This window comes from Nostoc sp., assembly GCF_036917815.1.
Taxonomy (GTDB): domain Bacteria; phylum Cyanobacteriota; class Cyanobacteriia; order Cyanobacteriales; family Nostocaceae; genus Nostoc.
Genome location: NZ_JBALEK010000061.1, coordinates 64,188 through 86,603, shown reverse-complemented (window position 1 = coordinate 86,603; position 22,416 = coordinate 64,188). Strand labels below are relative to the sequence as shown.

The 22,416-nt window shown below is 42.5% G+C and carries 18 protein-coding genes; 15 read left to right on the top strand and 3 right to left on the bottom strand.

Features of this window, described 5'->3' with window-relative positions:
* Positions 1-289: 289 nt before the first annotated feature.
* On the top strand, positions 290-1,219 hold the full coding sequence (locus tag V7K97_RS18630) for an SMP-30/gluconolactonase/LRE family protein (RefSeq protein ID WP_334802495.1): 930 nt from the start codon (positions 290-292) through the stop codon (positions 1,217-1,219).
* Positions 1,216-1,758 (top strand): DoxX family protein, encoded by a 543-nt coding sequence (locus V7K97_RS18625; protein WP_334802494.1) that lies wholly within the window; start codon positions 1,216-1,218, stop codon positions 1,756-1,758. Before V7K97_RS18630 ends, V7K97_RS18625 begins: the two co-directional genes overlap by 4 nt.
* A 324-nt stretch (positions 1,759-2,082) precedes the next feature.
* Here V7K97_RS18625 and V7K97_RS18620 read toward each other — a convergent pair whose 3' ends face one another.
* Entirely contained in the window at positions 2,083-3,057 is a 975-nt protein-coding gene (locus tag V7K97_RS18620) for a VOC family protein (protein ID WP_334802493.1), read from the bottom strand.
* A gap of 433 nt (positions 3,058-3,490) precedes the next feature.
* Here V7K97_RS18620 and V7K97_RS18615 point away from each other — a divergent pair, with 433 nt between their 5' ends.
* From V7K97_RS18615 to V7K97_RS18605, 3 genes are all read left to right on the top strand, one after another.
* The gene (locus tag V7K97_RS18615; RefSeq protein WP_334802492.1) at positions 3,491-4,303 is read left to right on the top strand and encodes an SDR family oxidoreductase; all 813 of its coding nucleotides are present in this window, start codon (positions 3,491-3,493) and stop codon (positions 4,301-4,303) included.
* 237 nt (positions 4,304-4,540) lie between these two features.
* A complete protein-coding gene (locus V7K97_RS18610; protein ID WP_334802491.1) occupies positions 4,541-6,937 on the top strand; it encodes a glycoside hydrolase family 15 protein in 2,397 nt (798 codons plus the stop codon).
* Positions 6,938-6,999: 62 nt separating this feature from the next.
* A complete protein-coding gene (locus tag V7K97_RS18605; protein ID WP_334802490.1) occupies positions 7,000-7,458 on the top strand; it encodes a cupin domain-containing protein in 459 nt (152 codons plus the stop codon).
* A 137-nt stretch (positions 7,459-7,595) separates the two neighbouring features.
* Here V7K97_RS18605 and V7K97_RS18600 read toward each other — a convergent pair whose 3' ends face one another.
* On the bottom strand, positions 7,596-9,017 hold the full coding sequence (locus tag V7K97_RS18600) for an O-antigen ligase family protein (protein WP_334802489.1): 1,422 nt from the start codon (positions 9,015-9,017) through the stop codon (positions 7,596-7,598).
* Positions 9,018-9,065: 48 nt separating this feature from the next.
* Positions 9,066-9,494: a hypothetical protein gene (locus V7K97_RS18595; protein WP_334802488.1), complete on the bottom strand. Its 429-nt coding sequence runs from the start codon at positions 9,492-9,494 to the stop codon at positions 9,066-9,068.
* Positions 9,495-11,072: 1,578 nt separating this feature from the next.
* On the opposite strand from V7K97_RS18595, the gene V7K97_RS18590 reads away from it, so the two are divergent.
* The 10 genes from V7K97_RS18590 to V7K97_RS18545 all read left to right on the top strand — a co-directional run bounded on the left by V7K97_RS18590 (position 11,073) and on the right by V7K97_RS18545 (position 22,200).
* Entirely contained in the window at positions 11,073-12,191 is a 1,119-nt protein-coding gene (locus tag V7K97_RS18590) for an exostosin domain-containing protein (protein ID WP_334802487.1), read from the top strand.
* Between the two features lie 34 nt (positions 12,192-12,225).
* Complete coding sequence (locus V7K97_RS18585) at positions 12,226-13,083, top strand: glycosyltransferase family 2 protein (protein ID WP_334802486.1); 858 nt, start codon at positions 12,226-12,228, stop codon at positions 13,081-13,083.
* Positions 13,084-13,096: 13 nt separating this feature from the next.
* A complete protein-coding gene (locus V7K97_RS18580) occupies positions 13,097-13,651 on the top strand; it encodes an acyltransferase (protein WP_334802485.1) in 555 nt (184 codons plus the stop codon).
* A gap of 2 nt (positions 13,652-13,653) precedes the next feature.
* A complete protein-coding gene (locus tag V7K97_RS18575; RefSeq protein WP_334802483.1) occupies positions 13,654-14,565 on the top strand; it encodes a glycosyltransferase family 2 protein in 912 nt (303 codons plus the stop codon).
* Positions 14,562-15,497, top strand: coding sequence for a glycosyltransferase (locus tag V7K97_RS18570; protein ID WP_334802482.1), 936 nt, complete (start codon positions 14,562-14,564; stop codon positions 15,495-15,497). Before V7K97_RS18575 ends, V7K97_RS18570 begins: the two co-directional genes overlap by 4 nt.
* Before the next feature lie 80 nt (positions 15,498-15,577).
* Positions 15,578-16,543: a glycosyltransferase gene (locus V7K97_RS18565; RefSeq protein WP_334802481.1), complete on the top strand. Its 966-nt coding sequence runs from the start codon at positions 15,578-15,580 to the stop codon at positions 16,541-16,543.
* A 106-nt stretch (positions 16,544-16,649) separates the two neighbouring features.
* The gene (locus V7K97_RS18560) at positions 16,650-17,633 is read left to right on the top strand and encodes a glycosyltransferase family 2 protein (RefSeq protein ID WP_334802480.1); all 984 of its coding nucleotides are present in this window, start codon (positions 16,650-16,652) and stop codon (positions 17,631-17,633) included.
* 30 nt (positions 17,634-17,663) lie between these two features.
* Entirely contained in the window at positions 17,664-19,217 is a 1,554-nt protein-coding gene (locus tag V7K97_RS18555; protein ID WP_334802479.1) for a GMC family oxidoreductase, read from the top strand.
* 30 nt (positions 19,218-19,247) lie between these two features.
* Positions 19,248-20,219 carry a glycosyltransferase gene (locus V7K97_RS18550; protein WP_334802478.1) on the top strand — a complete coding sequence of 324 codons (972 nt, stop codon included), beginning with the start codon at positions 19,248-19,250 and terminating at the stop codon, positions 20,217-20,219.
* 109 nt (positions 20,220-20,328) lie between these two features.
* Complete coding sequence (locus V7K97_RS18545) at positions 20,329-22,200, top strand: ABC transporter ATP-binding protein (RefSeq protein WP_334802477.1); 1,872 nt, start codon at positions 20,329-20,331, stop codon at positions 22,198-22,200.
* The last annotated feature ends 216 nt before the right edge of the window (positions 22,201-22,416 follow it).

The window sequence follows — 22,416 nt, the reverse complement described above, 5'->3', positions numbered from 1 at the left end:
TAGCAATCGTATTTGAGTTATGGAAATTATGGAACTGTCCAGAACGCCAACAAGAGGAGAAAATCTAGAACTGAGTAACCTTTCAAAAGACGCAATCTAAAATTTTAGACTCTATCCAATGGCTGAATTTTCATTTATGCCTAAAGAAAGGCTAAGATTTCATTTGAATTTCATTTATGTTTATATATGATGTACATCATACCTATTTAATATTTATAAAAACTAAATTTGTATTAACTTGAACCTGCCATTTACCGCCAGTAACCAAGTTAAATAACAGGAGATTCCTATGGCTGAAGCCATTGAAATTTATGACGATCGCCTGCGTGCTATTGTACGTCCAGAAGCCTCACTTCAAAAGCTTGCTAACGGTGCAGTCCATAGTGAGGGGCCTGTTTACTTCCATGAAGATGATAGCGTGGTCTGGAGTGACGCTCACGGCAACCGCCTGTTACGCTGGAGTTCTACCGATGGTGTAAGCGTTTTGCGATCGCCATCTGATTATCAAAGCGGCAATTACCGCGATTTAGAAGGTCGTCTAGTTGCGTGTTCGTCTGGTCTGCGTGCTATTATTCGACGCGAACATAATGGTGAATGGAAGGTTTTAGTCGATCGCTACGACAACAAACGCCTGAACAGTCCAAATGATTTGGTAGTCAAAAGTAACAACACAATTTGGTTCACCGATCCGCCCTATGGGATCACCGAACCAAACCAAGGTTACGGGGGCGAACAAGAACAATCCGGAAGTTACGTCTATCGCTTTGACCCGGCAACAGGTGAGATTTATCCTGTAGTAACAGACATGGTGCGCCCGAATGGGTTGGCTTTCAGTCCAGATGAAAGCCTTTTGTATGTTTCAGATACAGCAGCATTTAATATTCCTGGGGGGCCTCATCATATTCGTATTTATGAGGTTGTAGATGGTCGATGTACAAAAAATGGCCGCGTGTTTGCAGTCATCGATCCAGGACAACCCGATGGACTGCGGGTTGACGAACATGGTAATGTTTTTACGAGTTCTGAAGATAGCGTGCAGATATACGCCCCTGACGGAACTCGCTTAGGAAAGATTTTTGTACCGGAGACATCTGCTAATCTGACTTTCGGCGGTAAAAAAGGCGATTCCCTTTCAGGGACACTTCGCGATCGCTTATTTATCACAGCCGGTCATTCGTTATATGTTATCGACCTTAATACTTGTGGTGTAGAGCGATGATTTATCAATTTGGGTTGGGTGTAGCGATCGCTTTTTTCCTAGCTGCATTTAATTTTCCACAGCTAAGTCCACAGTTGTTAAGTTCACTTTCTCCTGTGTATCCTGACGGATTTCCCGGATTAGCACTTTTACTACTAAGAGTTAGCGTTGGCTGGTTGTTTATATTACACGGCTATCCAAAGTTAACGCATCTTCGACAGTGGGCTGAGTCTATGAAAACACCTATCTTTCTTTGCTTTTTATCAGCTGCGTCTATGTTAGGTGGCGGAATTTTTCTCATGATTGGATTCCTCACACTCTTAGCAACTTTGCCCATTCTCTGCTCAATGATTTTTGCGATATACTTAGAGATTTCTGGAAGTAAGCCCTTTGTAGCCCAAGATCCATACTTAATTCCCAACGACCAGTATAAAGGTCCTTTAGGAAAAGGTGAACCGCCGAGTTGGGAAAAGGCGTTTATGTACTGCATTATGCTGATTGCGATCGCGGTTTTAGGTCCTGGTGCTTATTCGCTCGATGCATTGATTTTTGGACGTTGAACATTACTCATGTTTCGAGGTGGACACACGTCTATCTCCATGCTATTAGGCTAACAAGCTAAAAAGATTAATCCAGGAACTACTCGTTACGATAAGCTTAAGCATAAACATAAAGATAACACGCTACAGATTGATATTTTAGAGCAGTATGCTAAAGTAAATCGTGCCATTCCACTCTATTGCTTTTACAACTATCTTGAAAATTCTGACTTTTATAACCAAGATTTAGGAGTATATCCAAAGCGCATTCTGGTTGCAAATTATGTTAGTGAGGAAAATGTATAATACTACACTGTGCCAGAAAACTAGTTTATCAGCGCATTATTACACAGAATTGGTATTATTCACAATTAGCAATATTGCGTGTCCATCAGGGTCTTTAACTAAACAACCATGCCGATAAGGAAATGAGCGATCGCTAAACTGCACAATCCGTGATGATACAAACTGAACCCCGTTACACCGTAGCTTATCCACTAACTGTTCAAGATTATTTACGACTAACTCAATTTGCATATGTGCAATATCGCAACTTTTCCAGTCACTCGGTATAGTCCGACCTTTTCCAGGCACAATATAGTCTAACAGTTCAATTCCCATACCATCTTGAACAGGTCGCAGTCCTGTAATTTTGACTTCGGCTCCTGGTAAATTATCCAAGCGAGATTGGGTTGCACGCCAGTTGAGACTGCGGCTATCAATTTGCATTCCCAGAAGGTCGCGGTAAAAGTGTAGACTCTGCTCGGTATTGGAAATTGCGATTGCACTATGGTCGATTCCCAAAAACAAGCGATGACTGTTCTGATGCCATTTATCTTGTCCTTTATCAGGCGGAAACGAAATTAACTCTAAATCATGACCATCAGGGTCTTTAAACTTGAAGGCGCGGACACCACCAGATGCTTCATTACCAGGTGGTATTGTCTGAGGAGCAACTGAAATTGCTTCAATGGGAAATGAACGCAAGTGAGCATAAGCGCGATCCATATCACTCACCACAATTGCCAGATGTTGAAACCACAGGTCATTACTTTGTGAATCGCTGGGGATGGGTTTCCCCTGAATATTAAGATACTCCATCAACTCGATAAGTTCGTCACCTAATCGCAAAGTGACAATGCGAATTTTTGCCCCAGGTACGCCTTCTAAATCGCTGTAGTCCTGTCCTTCAAGAGTAATTTCAGAAACGAGTTCAAAAGCAAGTGCTTGTGTATAGAAATCCAAAGAGCGATTGCAGTTTGTCACCGTTAAGCCAATAGCTCTAATTCTTTGTACTTGTACATCGGTTTGACTAGACATATTCAACAGACTTTGTACTTATTCTGTACTAGCTTCGCAAAAATTCAATATGAGTCTTGTATAAGTCAATCAATATAAAAAAATATTATAAAATTTATCTCTAGCTTAAGAAAGACATTCAACTGACTTCATCCTTCATTCTTTAAAGATTTTGCCCAATAATGAAATCGGTATGAAATTTTTATAGCTCTTTCGGTAGAGATATTTATTATTCCAATAGCTAGAAGCATTTCTTCTTACAAACCTCTAAAGTGATGCCAGAATCACAAAAATATCTTTCAAAAATTAAACACATAAGTAAAGTGTGTAATTGGTATAACAAGTGTGGCATAGGATAGCTTGCTTCAATTTGGATTCAATCATAAGTTCTCTATCTCAGCTATCCTCAAACTTTGCAAGTGAAAATACATAGCAAAAATTCTCAAAAAGTATTATGAGTTATTCCCCTTATCTGCTTAAAGGTCAAAAAGCACTTGTGACAGGTGCTAGTTCTGGGATTGGTGAAGCGATCGCTCGTTATTTAGCTTTATCAGGTGCAGCAGTAGCTATTAACTATCATTCGGAAGCTGAATCAGCTCAAAAACTTGTCGATGAGATCAAAGCGGCTAATGGTGAAGCTTATGCGATTCAAGCTGATGTCAGCAAAGAAGACGAAATAAAGGCGATGTTCAGCCAAACGATCCAGCAATTTGGCACTATTGACATTTTGATCAACAATGCAGGTCTGCAAAAAGATTCACCGCTTGTAGATATGACCCTTGACCAATGGAATAAAGTTATTGGGGTGAACCTGACTGGACAATTCTTATGTGCTAGGGAAGCTGCAAAGGAATTTTTGCGCCGAGGTGTACAGCCGCATATTTCATCTGCCGCAGGTAAGATTATTTGTATGAGTTCAGTACATCAGGTAATTCCTTGGGCTGGTCATGTCAATTATGCCGCGAGTAAAGGTGGTATTAATATGATGATGCAAAGTATTGCTCAAGAACTTGCACCTCACAAAATTCGCGTCAATAGTATTGCTCCTGGTGCAATCAAAACCCCAATTAACAAATCAGCTTGGGATACCCCACAAGCAGAGGCGAATTTACTAAAACTAATTCCAGCAAAACGTGTGGGTGATGTAGAAGATATCGCCAAAGCAGCAGTTTGGTTAGCTTCTGATGACTCTGATTATGTTAATGGTACAACATTGTTTGTAGACGGTGGTATGACCTTGTATCCAGGTTTTACAGAGAATGGTTAAAATAATTCGTAATACTCGCCATTAGCGCAGCGTCTCGTAGAGAAGGGGAGAAGCAAGCTACGTAATTCGTAATGCTATTGTGATTGAGCCAGTTGCTACGGTGGGATTGCGCTTTTGGCGCGATGGCGAACAAACTCAATGGGAAGTTACCCATCTCGATGGTGAATTACAAGTTTCTACATAATTATACAGCATTTTGAAATAGTAGTTAAATCTGACTGATCAGTACAACAAATTATGGTAAAAATTCTTGGTCAAGGACAGGCTTTTGGCTCACCTGGCATCGATCCTCGATGGACTCATGCGAATAAAGATGGAGTAGGAACAGCTTACTCCACCTCTAGTAACATTTGGTTTACGATCTGGAATGGTGTTGTTACTGAAATCTACCATCCCACAGTAGACAGTCCTCAAGTTCGGGATTTACAGTATCTAATTTCTGATGGAAAAAGCTTTTTTCACGAAGAGAAACGCCATCTTGAATCAAAAGTTGAACCGATGTGGACTCATGGTTTAGGATATCGCATCACTAATTCCGATCCACAAGGGCGTTATGCTGTAATCAAAGAAGTAATTGCTGACCCTCATTTATCCTGTATTTTACAACGCACAAAGTTAACAGGAGATAGCGATTTTATTTCCCAACTCCAGCTATACGCTTTGTGTGCGCCACATCTGGAAGTTGGAGGTAGAGGTAATAATGGTTACGCTGTACAAGTTGCTGGACATCATATTCTCACAGCCGAGAAAGGAGGAAGATGGTTAGCGCTGGGTGCAACAATTCCCTTTACCCGGATTTCTTGTGGCTACGTTGGTGAAAGTGATGGTTGGACAGATTTAGCTGATAATTTTCAGATTGATTGGGAGTTTGACAGTGCTGTAGATGGCAACATAGCATTAACTGGAGAACTAAATTTAGATAGTACTAAAGAGTTTACTTTAGGACTGGCATTTGGGACAAATCTGCACAATGCAATTTCCACACTGTTTCAGTCGCTGAATATTCCTTTTGAAAAGCAGAAGCAGCAATATAACGAACAGTGGAAGCGATCGCGCGACAGCATCCATTCATTAGAAAATAGTTCTTATGATGATGGGAAGTTGTATCACAACAGCATTAGTCTGTTGTTAGCACATGAAGACAAGACTTATCCCGGTGCATTAATTGCATCTCTGGCTATCCCTTGGGGTGAAGCCAAAGACGACCAAGACCAAGGAGGATATCACCTTGTCTGGACGCGGGATATGGTTAGCAGTGTATCAGGTTTAGTGGCTGCTGGTAAAACTGATACAGCAGTGCGATCGCTAATTTATCTCGCTACGAGTCAGCAGGAAGATGGCGGTTTTCCTCAAAATTTCTGGGTTGATGGTAAACCTTATTGGACAGGTATCCAGCTTGACGAGGTAGCATTTCCCATTCTGTTAGCATGGCTATTGCACCAACAGAAAACTTGTTTAAACTTTGATATTTATCCAATGATTTTACGGGCGGCGGGTTATTTAATTCGTCATGGACCAGCTACCCAACAAGAACGCTGGGAAGAAAATAGTGGTTATTCACCATCAACATTAGCATCTAATATTGCCGCCTTAATTTGTGCTGCTCAATTTGTTCGTGAACGTGGCGATGAAGCAACAGCAAACTTTATCGAAGAATACGCTGATTTTTTAGAATCTCACATCGAAGCTTGGACAGTTACAACTGAAGGAACTTTAGTTTCTGGCATCAAACGCCATTACATTCGGATTACTCCTACAGATATTAATAATCCTCAACCCAATGAAAATCCTAACCAAGGAACTCTTTTTATCAGCAGTCAACCACCTGGTGAACCGTCAGAATTTCCCGCGAAAGAAATTGTTGATGGTGGGTTTTTGCAATTAGTACGCTATGGAATTCGCAAACCTGATGACCCGATTATTGTTGATTCTGTCAAAGTAATTGATGCAGTTTTGAAAGTTGATACATCTGCTGGTCCTTGTTGGCATCGTTACAACCACGACGGCTACGGCCAGCAAGAAGACGGCAGTCCTTATACCGGTTTTGGTAAGGGACGCGCTTGGCCTCTCTTAACAGGAGAACGGGGACATTATGAATTAGCTGTTGGCGGCGATGTCAAAACATATATCAAGGCGATGGAAGGATTTGCATCAGATACTTGTTTACTACCTGAACAGGTTTGGGATGAAGCAGATACACCTGAAAACCATCTGTATTTAGGAAAACCAACAGGTTCAGCAATGCCTTTGATGTGGGCGCATTCGGAGTATATCAAGATGTTGCGGTCAAATCATGATGGTCAGGTATTTGATTTGATTCCAGAGGTATCCAATCGATATCTAGGTGAGAGAAAACAGTGTAAATCGTTGGAAATTTGGAAGTTTAACCGTCAAATAGACCAAGTTAAAAAAGGTTATACATTGCGAATTCACGCTTTAGCATCTTTTCATTTGCATTGGTCAGATGATAATTGGCAAACCGTAAAAGATACACCTGCTACTTCTACAAAATTAGGAGTTAATTTTGTAGATATTTCTATTTCTGATCATCAGCAACAGGGAATCACCTTTACCTTTTTCTGGATTGAAAACAGCAAATGGGAAGGGTGCGATTATATGGTTGTAATTTCGTAATTTGTAATTTGTAATTTATAATTCGCGTTTCAATACATTTCGGATCAAAAAGAGCCATTATTATGCAGAATAACTCATCACCCAAACCAACAATTGAATATTGGCACGTCTGGACTGACAACGACGGTATAAGTCACCAATCCCGTTGTCAAATTGAAGACTTCATCGAAAAAGGCATAGCCCCGGATACCTCACCGCAGTGGCTTTCTAATTTGAAGCAGTCCGGTGCTACAATCACCTTTACTGTGCTACCTGTGGGATGGGTTGGTAACTGGCATGAGAATCCGAAACCCCAGTGGATCATCCCACTCTCAGGACGCTGGTTTGTGGAGACTATGGACGGACAGCGAGTCGAGATGGGGGAAGGGGAAATTTCCTTTGGAGAAGATCAGGGTACGAAAACAGACGCGCAAGGTCATAAAGGTCACTTATCTGGAACAGTAGGCGATGCGCCAGCTGTTCTAATAATGGTGCAATTTGAAGAGACTCCGACTATAGATCAATCTTGTCGATTTAGGTAAGTGGGTTAGTAGCGATCGCTTCCAGATGTGCGTTAGTGCATCCCTGAAATTACTAATTACGAACTTGTACTGAGCGTAGCCGTTGGCGCAGCCTCTCGTAGAGAAGTATTACGAATTATTTAATTGTAACCACCTACTTACTGAAAGTGCGGTGAACCTAATGCTGTGCTTGAATCTGACCTAAGTGGAAACTTGCTCCAATTCCAAGAAGCGATCGCTAACATTGAAAACCAGTATAAGAAAAGTGCTGTATGACTCCAGACGTTTTCGGTCAGCATTCCAACCATTGCTGCTAAAAGAAAAGCGAATAAAACTGAACAAAACTGTTTTTGTGAAGGATCGCTCAAGGGAGAGCGAATAATTTGCAGCAGTCGCACTAGTTGTACTCCCAGAAACAAAAGAAATAAAACCAGACCTACAATTCCTTCCTCAACTAGTGCCCGAACATAATCATTATGTGCCCAAGCAAACATAGGTCCAAGAGAATTTGTTGTTTGGAGTCCATAGCCAAGCAGGGGAAAATGTTGCCAGTGTCCGACGAGTGAAGTCCATTGAGCAATTCTCCAATTAAAGCTATTGTCATCGGACGCAGCGAGCAAGACAGCACGCGATACATCAATATCTGGATTGAGCAATGGAGTTTGTGTAATAGAAGTTAGGCGTTCTCTGCCGTAATCGGTACTCGCAAATAATCCAACCATGATAGCAAGCAATAAAATTCCTCCAAACGTTTTGGAAAAATTTAGGCGAGGAATGACCAGTGTAGCAATCAAAACTACCAGCATCCCAATGCCTACTAATACCTTAGTAGTCACCAAATAAAACACGAGTATACCAAGCAAAAGAAACCAAGGAAGGCGTTTTTGGGCAATGCTAAGTTTCCAGTAAACTAAGCCGATGAAAAAAATTAAAAAGGTTACAAATGTGTTAGCTAAACCTAATGTTCCATTAATGCGAAAATCATGCTGATTAGGATTAACCGCAAGAAACGATGGCAGAAAGTGACCAGGAACGACAAGTTGCAGAAAGGCTGTTGAGAGTGGGATAACCAGCGCGAGAAAGAGACTGTTAACGATTTGCTCCGGATGCAACCGTTCTTTCAACTGAAGTGTCAGTAGGTAAGACATCAACCAAGACAAAACTCGCACCCACTCACGAGCCGCATCTGACAAATATGTGCTACCCAATCCTAAGCCACCTAAAGGAAGCAGAACAACCCATATTCCTTGAACGACTAACCATCCTGCGAAAAAGCACCAGAAACTGTCGATATGTACAGTCTGTTTGGATAAAAGGCGAACAATCACATAGATTAGCGTCAAGGCTGAAATTCCAATCGCAAATGCACCAGTCAGTCCTTGGTCTGAAAAAGGATCAAGCGCACTTCGTAGAATTAAAAGCCCAATAACAGTCAGCTCAAAGTTTTTGAAAAAGAAGATAATAAATGCAGGAATAAATAGAATTAGACCGACATAGAGAGGGTTAACTCCAATGAGAAAGCCGGCCAAAATTCCCATCAATATGCCAATTAATCCAACCCAATATCTTGAATATGCCATTTGTATTTTTCTGATTGGCCTAAGCAGTTTTTGAGCAGTTGTGGTTTACTATTTAATGAAATTAAAGTCTTTTATTGCTAAACTTCCCAATGTCCGCGACTGCCGCCGGGTAAACTCACTAACTGACTGATTACCATCTGGATTCACTACACCCTGTACCTGTTGCCACATTTCTTGCTGTGCGATCGAAAGATCATAGGTCTGCTTTCCTGTTTTGCGAACATGATACCATTGAGTTTTATTACATATTTTGCACCAAAAAGCTTCTAACCACTCGTCCTTCAGAGGGACAGTGGACTTGTTCGATAGCAACAATAAAGCAGTCTTGCGACTAACTCCACGTTGTTGGAGCTGAACCGAGAGATCGGCAAATAAGAGATATTTTTGGCTAACGCTATCTAAATAGGAACCATCAATTGAGCAGTGGATTTTGCGTCGTTTTGAACGTTTCCGGTTAAGATCACATCTTCGCTGCATTCGATTTTACTCCAGACAACTTGGAATGGGCGATTTAACAGTATTAAGTGGGTGGAAATAAATAAGCAAGATTATGTAAACAAAGGTTGAGCAAGAAATTACGATGATGCTACGCGCCATCGACACCTACAATCTATTTACTTTTTTCCACCCACTTAACTGTCGATAACTTAATTGACGATTTTGGCAGCCAGATCCGGATCACTATATATACAAATTTTAGAAAAAAAGACTATTTACTTACAGCAGATTTTTCTCAGTATTTTCCTGGCAGTAACGCTGTAGTCTACTTTTGGATCGTAATATTTGCGTTAATTGTCAGCAGCTAATGCCTTTTTGTTGAGGTTGTTTAATATCTGAAGCAAACTAATAGTTTTATCAGTCGCAAAATTAACTGAGATTGCTTGATATTATCCTGACAGCAAAAACACGATTACTCACAATTTTATCCCTGGTTTAAAGGCTTTCCATTTTTTGGTTAACTTACTTTGGTGTTATTACTGATGCAAATATTGATTAGTCATCTAATATTCAACATCATATTATGTAAATAGACTTAATTGAGTAACTTTACAAACAATTCATACATGGCAGTATATTCCGATATTTTGAAAAGACAAGATAAATTAATGGCTTGAGCGTAAGGAATAGAGCAATTGTGCCAGCCTACTGACCGAGTAGTTTAAGCAGTTCATTATAAATGTGGGAGGTTTTTGCCATTGTCTGAATCATAACTGTGTGTGGTTAACACTTAGAGTACGACACGGGATGCCTTTTGATAAAGGGTTACAGTTCTCATCACAATACTGCACCCACCAAACCCACGAATTCAATCTACTATGCTCTGTCACCAGTTTTGCACTTTATTTAATCCTCATTTCTAAGTAAGTGACAAAGACTACTAACCCGATGGAATATAAATATCTTTAAAAACTTAAGTAAAGATACTGTAAAATACATGTATCGGCTAACCAGAGATGTTACATTACAGGAAAGCAAGGCTCATAAGTTAAATCGGGGTAAAACACGAAATTATGTAAAGCTAGATCAACAGTATAGATTATATCTACCGAGGAATACTTAGATTCTCATTACGGAAGCTATGTACAATATAGATGCTCATTTAAGGTTGTTTCGCACTCGTGAGTCAGAAAAAACCCTAATCAAAGGTTATATCTGTTGATGTGTCGCAGAAATAATCAGATTAAACGTAGATGGCTGAATATTTGAAAAATAGCAGATCATTTCAATTGGATTGCACAAATAGTAAAAGAAAAAAGTTAGTTTAGCAGAGTGAGAGAGAAAACCAAGCTTTGTTGAAATTGGATTCACAAAGCCTCATTGTTGAAAAATTTATCATAAATTAAGCATATCTTGATGCTTAGGAGTGAGCTTTGATGGTCATTTTGATCTCAGTTTCTCCAACGTAACCTTCAATTTTTTTGCATTTTTGCTGAAAAAAGGAGGTCGAATGACAGAATTCGTGTAACAAAAACTATTGGTTATTTAAACTTATCTAAACAAGTATTTTGGTGTTTCCAGCACTAAGCAATTGAAAAACTTTAAACAAATTTGGACATGACAAATACATATGAAAAACGAGAAGAAGTAGTTGCAAAGCAATTGCACATTTACTCGGATCGATGTTATTTGCCTGAAGGGATACAACATATTGCTATGTTGTATCCCTTTTGGGGCAAAAGCGATGAAGTCTCATTGAATCCCATGAGCCGTCGCTACAACACCTACATTGATGCTGCTTCTCATTTGTTCAAGCTGACTCAGCTAGAAAACGCTCAAATAGCACTGCTGCCTTTTGATTGGTCAAAATTTACCACTCATCCTGAGTCTCTAAAGATTGTTCAACAAATGTCTCAAGAAACAATCAGCCGAGGTATTCCGCTCGTTGTTTTTTACTTGGACGATGCGACCACATCTGTTGAACTCGACAATGCTTTAGTCTTTCGCACATCTATCAATCGTTCAACTCGTCTGCACAACGAGTCCGTCATTCCCGCTTGGAGTGAAGATTTTGTAGAAAACTACTGTCAGGGAAAAATACCATTGCGGAGCAAGTCTAGTCAGCCAATTGTGGGCTATTGCGGTTATGGCTCACTTATGCAGCCGAGAAATCAGCTCACAAATCAGCTACGTTTGCAACTTGGCGCAACTCCGAAAGCAGCTGACATTGTATCGAAATTTGGAATTGAACTTGTAAAACACGACTTACCCTGGCTATATGGTTCGCGGATTAGATCGCAAGCATTGTTCATTCTTTCTAAGAGTCGAGGCTTGCAATGCAACTTTAGAATTCACGATGTGCTTCATCACACCGAAAAACTGACTCTGCCTCAACGTGAGCAATTTGTCGATAACATGCTCAACAGTGACTATATTCTCTGTACTAGAGGCGGCGGCAATTTTTCCTATCGTTTCTACGAGACCCTTAGTTGTGGTCGAATTCCGGTCTTCATCAATACTGACTGCGAACTACCATTTGAGCAATATATTGATTGGAAGCGCTATTGCGTATGGGTTGAAGAAGCAGATTTGCCCTATCTAGGCGATCGCATCCGCGAGTTTCACGCTCGATTGACACCACAACAATTTCAAGACCTTCAAATTGAATGTCGGAAACTCTGGTTAGAGTGGCTTTCCCCCGAAGGCTTTTTCGCTAATTTCCATCGTTACTTTTAGAACATAATCGAACGGCTGTTACAGAACATTTATTATGACACGCATCCATGCTATCTGTTTAGCTAAAAACGAAGGCGACGTGATCGCTGAGACTTTGCAGTTTGCTAGCAACTTCTGCCATAAAATCTACGTTTTTGATACGGGAAGCATAGATGATACCTGGCAGCAAGTTCAAAAAGCTGCTAATAACGTAGTTGTTCCATTCCGACAAGAAAGTGTCCCGTTTTCTGATGGTCTACGCGCTCAAGTTTTTAATGCAGTGCGCGATAACTTGACGATCGGCGACTGGTTATATATTCTTGATGCTGATGAGTTTCTGGCAAAAGACCCACGTCAAGCAATTCGCATTGCAGAACAAGAAGGTGCCCAGCAAATTAATACGATTCAATACAACTTCCACTTTACTGAAGTAGATTGGCAAAGATATCAAAAAGGATTAGAGTCGCGGGAAACACCAATTACCCAGCGACGCCGATACTACCGCTTTACCAATATTGAGCAACGCTTGTTTAAGATCGACGCAGATTTAACCTGGTCTGAACAGAGCGATGCAGGTAATCCCCACGGCTATATGGCTCCGAAAGGACAGAAAAAACTTAAAAAGTGTTCTTATAAAATTCCTAATTGCCACTATCAATATCGCGATCCGGAGCAAATACAATTGCGTTTGAAGACACGCCGATCTGCCAGGGATGTTAACCCACATAATTTCATCCACTATTTATCACTTGATATGGATATGAACTGGGAGCGCTACATCGCTTCTAGTAAGGAGTTGAACTACTACAACAACGATCGTATCTTCCAGATTCGCCTTGATGAGCGAATTGCCATTTTCAAAGAAAGATTTGGCACCCGCGACTTTTTTCGCTTTGATTTTCTAGCAGGTTGAACAATAAGATTCTATGTTTACTTGGCTTCGTCAGCAAAAAAATACGCTTGTAACTCAATGGGCATTACGAGGTTGTAGTTCGGTTGGTACTGCGCCAAAATCTTGGGGGATTCCCCTAATCCAAAATGCTGGACAGCTAGTTATTGGTGATGACTTCAGTATCTGGTCACATTTGAGTCGTAGTCAACTGGAGGTTGGTGCTGATGGTGTGTTGCAAATTGGCAATCACGTTTTTATCAACACCGGCACCACGATTTCAGCCAAAGTTGAGGTCATAATTGGCGATCGCGTCCAAATTGCCAATGGCGTATCGATTCTAGACAGCGACTTTCATGGATTAGAAGATCGGCATAGTCCTTCCCCGGCGGAACCGATTCGGATTGAAGAGGATGTGTGGATTGCGACAAGAGCGATCGTGCTTAAAGGTGTCACAATTGGACGCGGAGCCGTAGTTGCAGCAGGTGCAGTGGTAACTTGCAATGTCGCGCCCTACACCTTGGTAGGTGGAGTGCCTGCTCGTTTGATTCGCCCTTTACAAAAGCCAGCCTATCAGCCTTTGTCTTTGTAGTCATGCCTAATTTCAGTATTATCATCCCGGTTTACAATGCCAGCGCTTATATTGAGCAGTCTTTGGCTTCAGTTTTTGCTCAAAGCTATGGTGATTTTGAAGTAATTGTTGTTGATGATGGTTCAACCGACGATACGGTTGATCGAGTACACAAGTTCTCCGATCATCAGTCGCTGCGTTATGTCTATCAAACTAATGCAGGACCTGCTGCGGCTCGCAATACAGGCTTACAACTAGCAAAAGGAGAGTTGATTGCCTTTTTAGATGCAGATGATCTATGGCATCCTCGCAAACTTGAAGCTCATTTTGAGCGAATGCAGACTTCGGGCAAAATTGGCTTGAGTTTCAACTGGTTTGAAGTTTTCTATGATCGTCCAGAAGGCGATCGCTTGATGCCTTGGTTTGCACCACCTACTAAATCTACCCTGCAATGGCAAGATTTTCTCATCCGTAACTGGACAGGAACCAGCAGCACAGTTGTAATTCGTGCCGATTGTCTCAAAGGTAGACGGGGTTTTGATGCTCGGTTTCGCACAGGTGAAGATTATCAACTCTGGTTAGAAATTGCTCAAGATGGATGGGAAGTCAGTTTTATTGCTGATGCTCTCACCATTTACCGCAAGCGTCCGAGTAGTCTCACCGTCGATTATCTCCAGATTGCCCTTGATGAACTCTTGGTCATCAAACAAGGCGTTCAAAGTGACAATCCCAGCGCTAAGGCGGCAATCAATCTAGCGATCGCTCGTCGCCAAGTAGATGTGGCTTGGGCTTACTTCCGCTCAGGTAAAAAGCAACTGGCTTGGGAATCGCTCAAACAAGGCTACCGAGCAATTCCGCAATTTATTGTTGAACGTCTGACGCGCAAATGGTTACATCGTCCCGGCAATCCTCTGATTTCTGCCAAAGTGCTATGAATACTGACCTGCCTTTAATTTCTGTTGTTGTCCCGATTTATAACGAGGAACAAGAACTTACTAACCTGCTGGATTCGCTGATGGCGCTCAACTGGCCGCCCGATCGCTTAGAGATTTTGGGCGTTGATAACAATTCAAGCGATCAAAGTTTGAGTATTCTACAGACTTATCCAATTACAGTCCTGCAAGAGCCAGTACCTGGTCCCTATGCAGCCCGTAACACAGCTATCCGCCAAGCTAAAGGCGAGTTTATCGCCCTTACCGATGCCGATTGCATTGTCAGTCCTAATTGGTTACTAGAACTTTGGCAAGCATTTGATCAGCCCCAGGTTGGTGCTGTCGGGGGTAGTTTAGTACCACGCACGATTACCAACTACGTCAATTACTTTGAAGGATGCGTTTTCAAAAGCCCAAATCATAGCCGAGGAACGGCTCGGATTCAGCCATATCTTGTGACGGCGAATGTTATGTACCGCAAAGCGGTTTTCGATGAACTCGGACTCTTTGATCAAGAAAATTTTTCTGGACCAGATGTTGAGATGAGTTGGCGGGTAGTGCAATCAGGACACTATACGCTAAAGATTTGCGAAGAAGGTCAGGCAGTCGTGGAGCACTCGTACCGCACACAACTGAAAGATTTTACTTACGTTTTAGAACGAGATGCCTATGGCTGGTTTTTTCTAACTGCAAATCATCCCCAAATGGCTCCAGTTCCACAACCACTAAAGTACTTCATCAAGTTTTTAATTGGTTTAGCCGTTTATCCTTGGACAACGATCGCTCGCGTGATTATCGCTCCGATTAAGCGATCGCCAAGATGGGAATTACCACAAGATTTGCTCCGCCTGGCTGTGTTGTGGCATCACTTTGTGGGCACTTGGACAGCAAAACTAGCTTATGAAGGACGACAAGCTCCACGCCTACTTCGTTAATTAATCATGTTGAGATTACCACCAGATATCGAAAACGCCGAACATTGGATAGTTATAGAAATCAGGGAAATAAGTATCTTATGAATCCTGTCATTAGTATCGTGATTTGCAGTCACAATCCCCAGCCTGCCTATCTCGACCGAGTTATGGAAGCGCTCAAAGTTCAGACACTTCCTCGAACCCAATGGGAGCTGCTCTTAGTTGATAACGCAAGTCTTTTGCCCTTGGCAGACTCCATCGACCTCACTTGGCATCCCCATGCTAGACACATTCTTGAACCCCAGTTAGGGACAGTCTTTGCTCGCTTCCGGGGTTTAAAAGAAAGTCAAGGAGCCATTTCAATATTTGTGGATGATGACAATGTTTTAGACCCAAATTACTTGCACCATGCGCTCAAAATTTCCGAGAATAATCCGCATTTAGGTGTTTGGGGCGGACAATCAACTGCCGATTTTCAAGGTGGAACACCAGAAGACTGGACTCATCCGATGTGGCCCTTACTGGCAATCATTCAGTTTGACAAAGATGTTTGGTCAAACCTAGATTTAGCCGAAACCATGCCTGTAGGGGCGGGTATGTGCATTCGTAAGCTGGTGGCGCAAAAGTACATTGATTTAGTACAGTCAGATCCGCGTCGCTTGAGTTTAGGGCAACGCGGTGAATTATTGCTGCGCTGTGAAGATTTTGATATTGCTTTAGCCGCGCTAGATGTGGAGCTAGGATTAGGTCGGTTTTCACGCTTAAAACTCGTCCACATCATGCCGATCGAGCGTCTGAGTGAGGGCTATTTGCTCAAGTTGGTCAAAGGAATCGTTTATTCTAGAGCGATCATGGATTTTTTAAGAAACAGACCGCAAGCTCAACTTTCTTGGCGTACAAAAGTCCGCTATTTCCTCTCCTCTTGGCTGATGAGTCCACGCGATCGCAGGTTTTTGAAAGCAACCAAACAAGCTCAACACCTGGCGGCGAAGCAAATTCAAAAAATGCAGGTCGATCCAGATGATTCCACTGTGGCTCTACCCGTTTATCAACACGTAAAAATTTAGCCATCGCTAAATTTTTAGGATTCAATCATGGACAAAATACCAGTTTTGATTTGATCTCACCTTTTCGCATTACTCCGATCGCGATCGCAAAATCGCCTTCATTAGAATGGAACCTACGCCCAAAGTTTCAGTTATCATTCCTGCTTACAATGCGATGAGTTTTCTACCCCAGGCGTTAGATACTCTCTTCAATCAAACTTTTCAAGATTTTGAAGTTCTAATTATTGATGATGGAAGTTCAGACCATATTGCAACTTGGGCTGCTGAAATCACACATCCAAACGTTAAGCTCATATCTCAAGCTAATCAAGGACAGTCAGTAGCACGCAATAATGGAATTCGATTGAGTCAGAGCGAGTACATCGCCTTTCTAGATGCCGATGATTTATGGGAACCCACTAAACTCGAAAAACAAGTATCTGCTTTTATTAAAAATCCTGAACTCGGATTAGTTGATACTTGGGTATTTGTAGTTGATGAGCAAGATAACATTCTCTCCAAACCCGAAATTTATTATGATGAAGGTAATGTTTGGCTACAAATGCTGGAATTGAATTTGGTAATGTGTGGTAGTTCCCCGATGGTTCGCCGTGAATGCTTTGAAACTGTTGGATACTTTAATCAAACCATTAAAGGGCCTGAAGACTGGCATATGTGGACGCGGATTGCAGCTCAATATCCATTTAAGATAATTTGCGAACCCTTAGTTCACTATAGACAGCATCCTCACAGTACCAGCCGCAATCTGGAGTTAATGGTTTCAAACATAATTAAAGCGATCGAAGATCTGTTTGAATCTGTGCCACTACAATTCCAGTGGAAAAAACGCCGAGCCTATGGTCGGGGATATCTTTACATTGCTTCCCTAGCTCAAAAAAGCAATAACTATCGTCAAGCGAGTTACTTTTTCTGGCGCGCGCTTTTGACCTATCCTCAGTTTTGTTTTTCCAAAGATAAACTTGGTTTCATCATTAACAATCTGATTCATTGGGGGCTAGAGCATCAGAGCAATCACAAGGTCAATAGATTGATTCAACGGATTCGAGATTATCGTTCTAAAAACAGTTTAAAAAACTTAGTTAACTATTAGGACTTCACGCTCAATTGGGTTGTTATAGCTATGGGAAAGCAAAAAGTTTATGATGCTATCGTCGTTGGTGCAGGAGCCAGTGGTGGTTGGGCTGCGAAACAACTTACTGAAGGCGGAATGCAGGTTTGCTTGCTTGATGCAGGTGAAACACCCCGCCAGAAAGAATGGTTGATTTTCAAGCAAGATATTTTACGTAAATTGAAGTATCGAGGCAAAGTCGATCAGCGATCGCTCTCGCTCCAACGCCAACCGATTCAATCCAAAACATTCGCTTGGGAATGGAATTATGAAAATTTTGTCGATGATATCGACAATCCCTACACTACCCCAGACAATCAACCGTTTATCTGGCTACGCAGCCGACAAGTTGGTGGGCGCATGGTTGTTAAAGCTCATGGGCGACAACTTTACCGACTATCGGACTACGACTTCAAAGCAGCCAGTCGCGATGGATATGGAGAAAATTGGCCAATCAGCCATGAAGACCTCGCTCCCTACTATGCTCGCGTCGAGCGCTGGGTGGGTGTGCGAGGAACTGTCGAAGGAATTCCCCATCTTCCTGATTCAGTGTTTTTTCCCCATAGAGTATTAAGCGATGGTGAAGAACTTCTCAAAGTTGCTGTCGAAAGTCGATGGAGCGATCGCCGAGTTATTCCTGGGCGCTTTGCACCGCCACCATCTACTGTCCCAATCGCTCAAAAAACCGGGCGACTGAAGCTGCGCTCAAACAGTATTGCCAGCCATATCATAGTCGATTCTGATACAGGTAAAGCCAAGGGAGTGGGAGTCATTGATCGTTACACTCACAAGAGTTACGAAATCTATGCCAAAGTCGTGATTCTATGTGCCTCATCGATTGAATCGACCCGTCTACTGCTCAATTCTACAACTCGTCAGCATCCAAACGGGTTAGGCAATTCTTCAGGTGTGCTGGGTCATTATCTGATGGATCATCTCAATTCCATAGTAGTCAGAGGCATCATTCCCAACCCAGAATCCTTTGCACGCAACCAGCCGACAGGTGGGTTTTACATTCCCCAGTTTCGCAACATTTGCGATCGACATCCTAACTTTATTCGCGGTTACGGAATACAAGGTTCGGCTGCGCGCGAAGTTCCTGAAGACTCTGATCGAGTCCCCTTCACTATGACTGCTTTTGGCGAAATGCTACCCCGATTTGAAAACTATGTCACACTAGACCCCGATCGGAAAGATGCTTGGGGAATTCCTGTTGCTCATATTTCTTGTGCCTTTTCAGACAACGAAGTTGCAATGGCTCAAGACCAGCTACAAACCCTCAAAGAAATGGCAGAGGCGACTGGGTTTTTAGTGGAATCAGAAAGTCGTACATTAGCTCCTCCTGGCACTGCTTTTCATGAAGTTGGAACGGCACGCATGGGAAATGACCCAAAGACCTCTGTGCTGAATCGCTTTAATCAAAGCTGGGATGTACCAAATTTATTTATCACCGATGGTTCTTGCTTTCCATCTCAAGGCTGTCAGAATCCAACGTTAACGATTATGGCTTTGACAGTTCGTGCCTGCGATTACATTTTAGACCAATCCCGTAAAGGGAATCTGTAAGTTCAAACTACGGTTCTCAAGGTTTTTCCGATGAAATCTCAAACCTACAATCTACTTGCAGTATCGCCTAGCGAAAAAGTTCCCTGTATTTCGGTTGCGATTTGCACTTATAACCGCGCCGATCGGCTGCAACTCGCCCTAGAAGCCTTATGCCATCAGACCTTAGAAGCATCCCGATTTGAAATTTTGGTAATAGACAATGCCTCAACGGATAGCACCCACAGCGTGTGTCAAGCCTTTGAAACGGCTCTGCCCCAGTTACGCTATGTCTTTGAGTCGGTTCAAGGGTTATCAAAAGCGCGGAACACTGCTCTACAGGAAGTGAAGAGTTCATACATTGCCTTTCTTGATGACGATGCCATTCCTTGTCCTAGTTGGCTGGCTTCGTTACTACAGACATTCCAAACTGTGCAGCCTGAACCTGTTTGTGTGGGTGGATTGATCCGCCCGCTTTGGGAGTTACCTAAACCGGATTGGGTTCGCCCAACGATGGAGAGTCTGTTTACGATCCTCGATGGCGGGGATCAGCCTCGCTGGTTCCGTCCCAATGAGTTTCCTTGGGGCGCAAATGTAGCTTACCAGCGTGATGCGCTCTTGAAAATCGGCGGCTTTCACGAGAAGCTAGGGCGCAGAGGTAAGAGTCTACTTTCCGGCGAAGAATATTTACTCAATGCTACTCTCCAAAGTCAGGGAGGGGGTTTTTATTACCATCCTGAAGCTGCGATCGAGCATTGGATTCCTAAAGAACGCATTGATCCCGAATGGTTAGTGCGGCGCAACTTTTGGCAAGGGCGCTCAGTTGCATTGATTGAAAATATGTTGGGTAAGTCGAGAACTCGACAGCAAATCAGTAGTTTGTGGAGACTCCTGCTAGCGTTGCTTGATTCTTGGAAACTTATCAACCCGTTTGAGTCAGCTTTGCAAATCCGTATTCCGTTGCAGATGGAGTTATCCCTGCGTTGGGGATATTTTGTAGAAACTTGGTTGCCTCCTTCTATTTGAGCGATCGCTGATTAAATTGTTTAGCGTTCATTGTCACGGATGATTTTGACTGCTTACTGACTAAGCAACAATTGTCAGTTTAACCATTCATACAGTTTAAGAATTTATTGTGAAAATTAGAAGCCTTCGATTGGGTCGCCGCCAACACCGCAAAAAACTCCAATGGAATTTCCCAGTGAATTCCCACTGGCAAAGCATGGAACGCCTGGTGCAGATGGGTATGAACGTTCCTCGCCAGCGTCTTTACTTGGGAATGATCGCAATGATCTTAGCGGCGCTGCTAGACGGCTTAGGCATCGGTCTCACAATTCCCTTTTTGCGGCTGCTGCTCAATGAGGGAAATGGCTTTCATCTGCCTGCGGGGATTTTGCCAGGTGTTGATCTCTGGGTAAGTCAACAGTCTAAAACAACGCTGATCGAACTTTTGGTGTTGACGATGCTAGTATCGCTTGCCCTAAAAAGCTACTTTAGCTACATGGCTGAGGTTTTAACTAGCGTTTATCGCGAGAAACTCATCGCTTTATTTAGAATGCGCCTTTACGAGAAATATATCAACGCGCCGATCGCATTCTTTGATAACCAAAAGTTAGGCACGTTGTCAAGCACCCTAGGAGAAGTGATTAGCATTAACATTATGCTGTCATTTCTGATTTCATTGATCACTGCTGGTTTTATTTTAATGGCCTATCTCGGAACTATGGTGCTGGTTTCGTGGCAACTAACGCTACTAATTGTCCTTCTGATTGGGAGTGTGGGCTTAGGGTTAAACCAACTGCTGCGTCGAATTAGAAAGTTTGGTAAAGCAGTAGTTAATGCGCGACATGATCTTAACATTCGCATTCTCGATACCTTGGCGGGCATCCGCGTTGTCAAATCTTACGCAGCAGAACGCTACGAGTTAGATCGCTTTGAACGCATCTCCAATGAAGTCACAGACACTAGCATACTAGTTGCTAAAAAAGTTGGACTAGTCGAGCCGTTGACTGAATTTTCCACTATGGCAGTAGCTATGGTGATTTTAATCGTCAGCTATGTACTGCTGATTTCGCGAGGGTTGCTGTCAACCTCCGAACTAATGGCATTCATGCTGACGCTGATCAAAGTTGTGCCAGTCACAAAACGGATTAATACCGCGCGCGGCGCAATTCATCAATATCTGCCTTCGGTGAGTATTGTGTGTGACGCACTGTTTTCTACGCAATCTGAGCAACCTCAGTCAGGCTTACGCAATTTTTCTCATCTGCGTGAGGGAGTTCACTTTCGCAAAGTCAGCTTTGGTTACAACGATGGCACAACGATTCTCAAAGATATTGATTTAGACATTCCCTGCGGTCAGACTATAGCGTTAGTTGGCTCGTCTGGAGCCGGTAAGTCAACGGTGGCAGCACTTTTACCACGTTTTTATGACGTGACAAGAGGTACGATTTATATTGATGGCGAAGATATTCGGAATTATGATGTCGCGTCGTTACGGCGGCAATTCGGAATCGTCAGCCAAGACACATACATTTTCAATGCTTCGATTCGCGATAACATTGGCTATGGTCTCGAAACGGTAAGCGATGATGCGATCCTCAAGGCTGCTTCTTTAGCCAATGCGGATGAATTCATTCAGCAATTACCGCGTGGTTATGATACCTTAATAGGCGATCGCGGTGTACAGCTTTCGGGTGGTCAACGTCAACGTCTCTCAATCGCACGCGCAATTCTGCGAGACCCAGAAATTCTCATTCTTGATGAAGCAACCAGCGCACTAGATTCTCAGTCTGAACGGCTTGTGCAAGAAGCAATTGAGCGCTTACGCCAAAATCGAACCGTCATTGTCATTGCCCACCGCTTGTCTACGATCCGCAATGCAGATTGGATCATCGTTATGAAGAACGGTGAAATCGTTGAGGCAGGCACTCACGATCAACTGCTCAACAATCGCGGCATTTACTGGTCTTTTCATAACGTGCAATCTATACCGATGTCATCATAAACCCATACAGTTGGGTTTCCCTTTTGTTTTCTTTTTAAGTAGTAAAGAACAAATTTAATCCCAATTTTAAAGAGGAAAATGAGTAGGTCTTTTTTCAAAAATACAATCGGATTCCTCTAGAAGCCGATTCCCAATCCAAAATCCCAAAGGGTATAAGTTATTGGACATCTGACCTACAGTATAGCGGCGTGCAGTTGAGTGAGATCGAAAAACTTT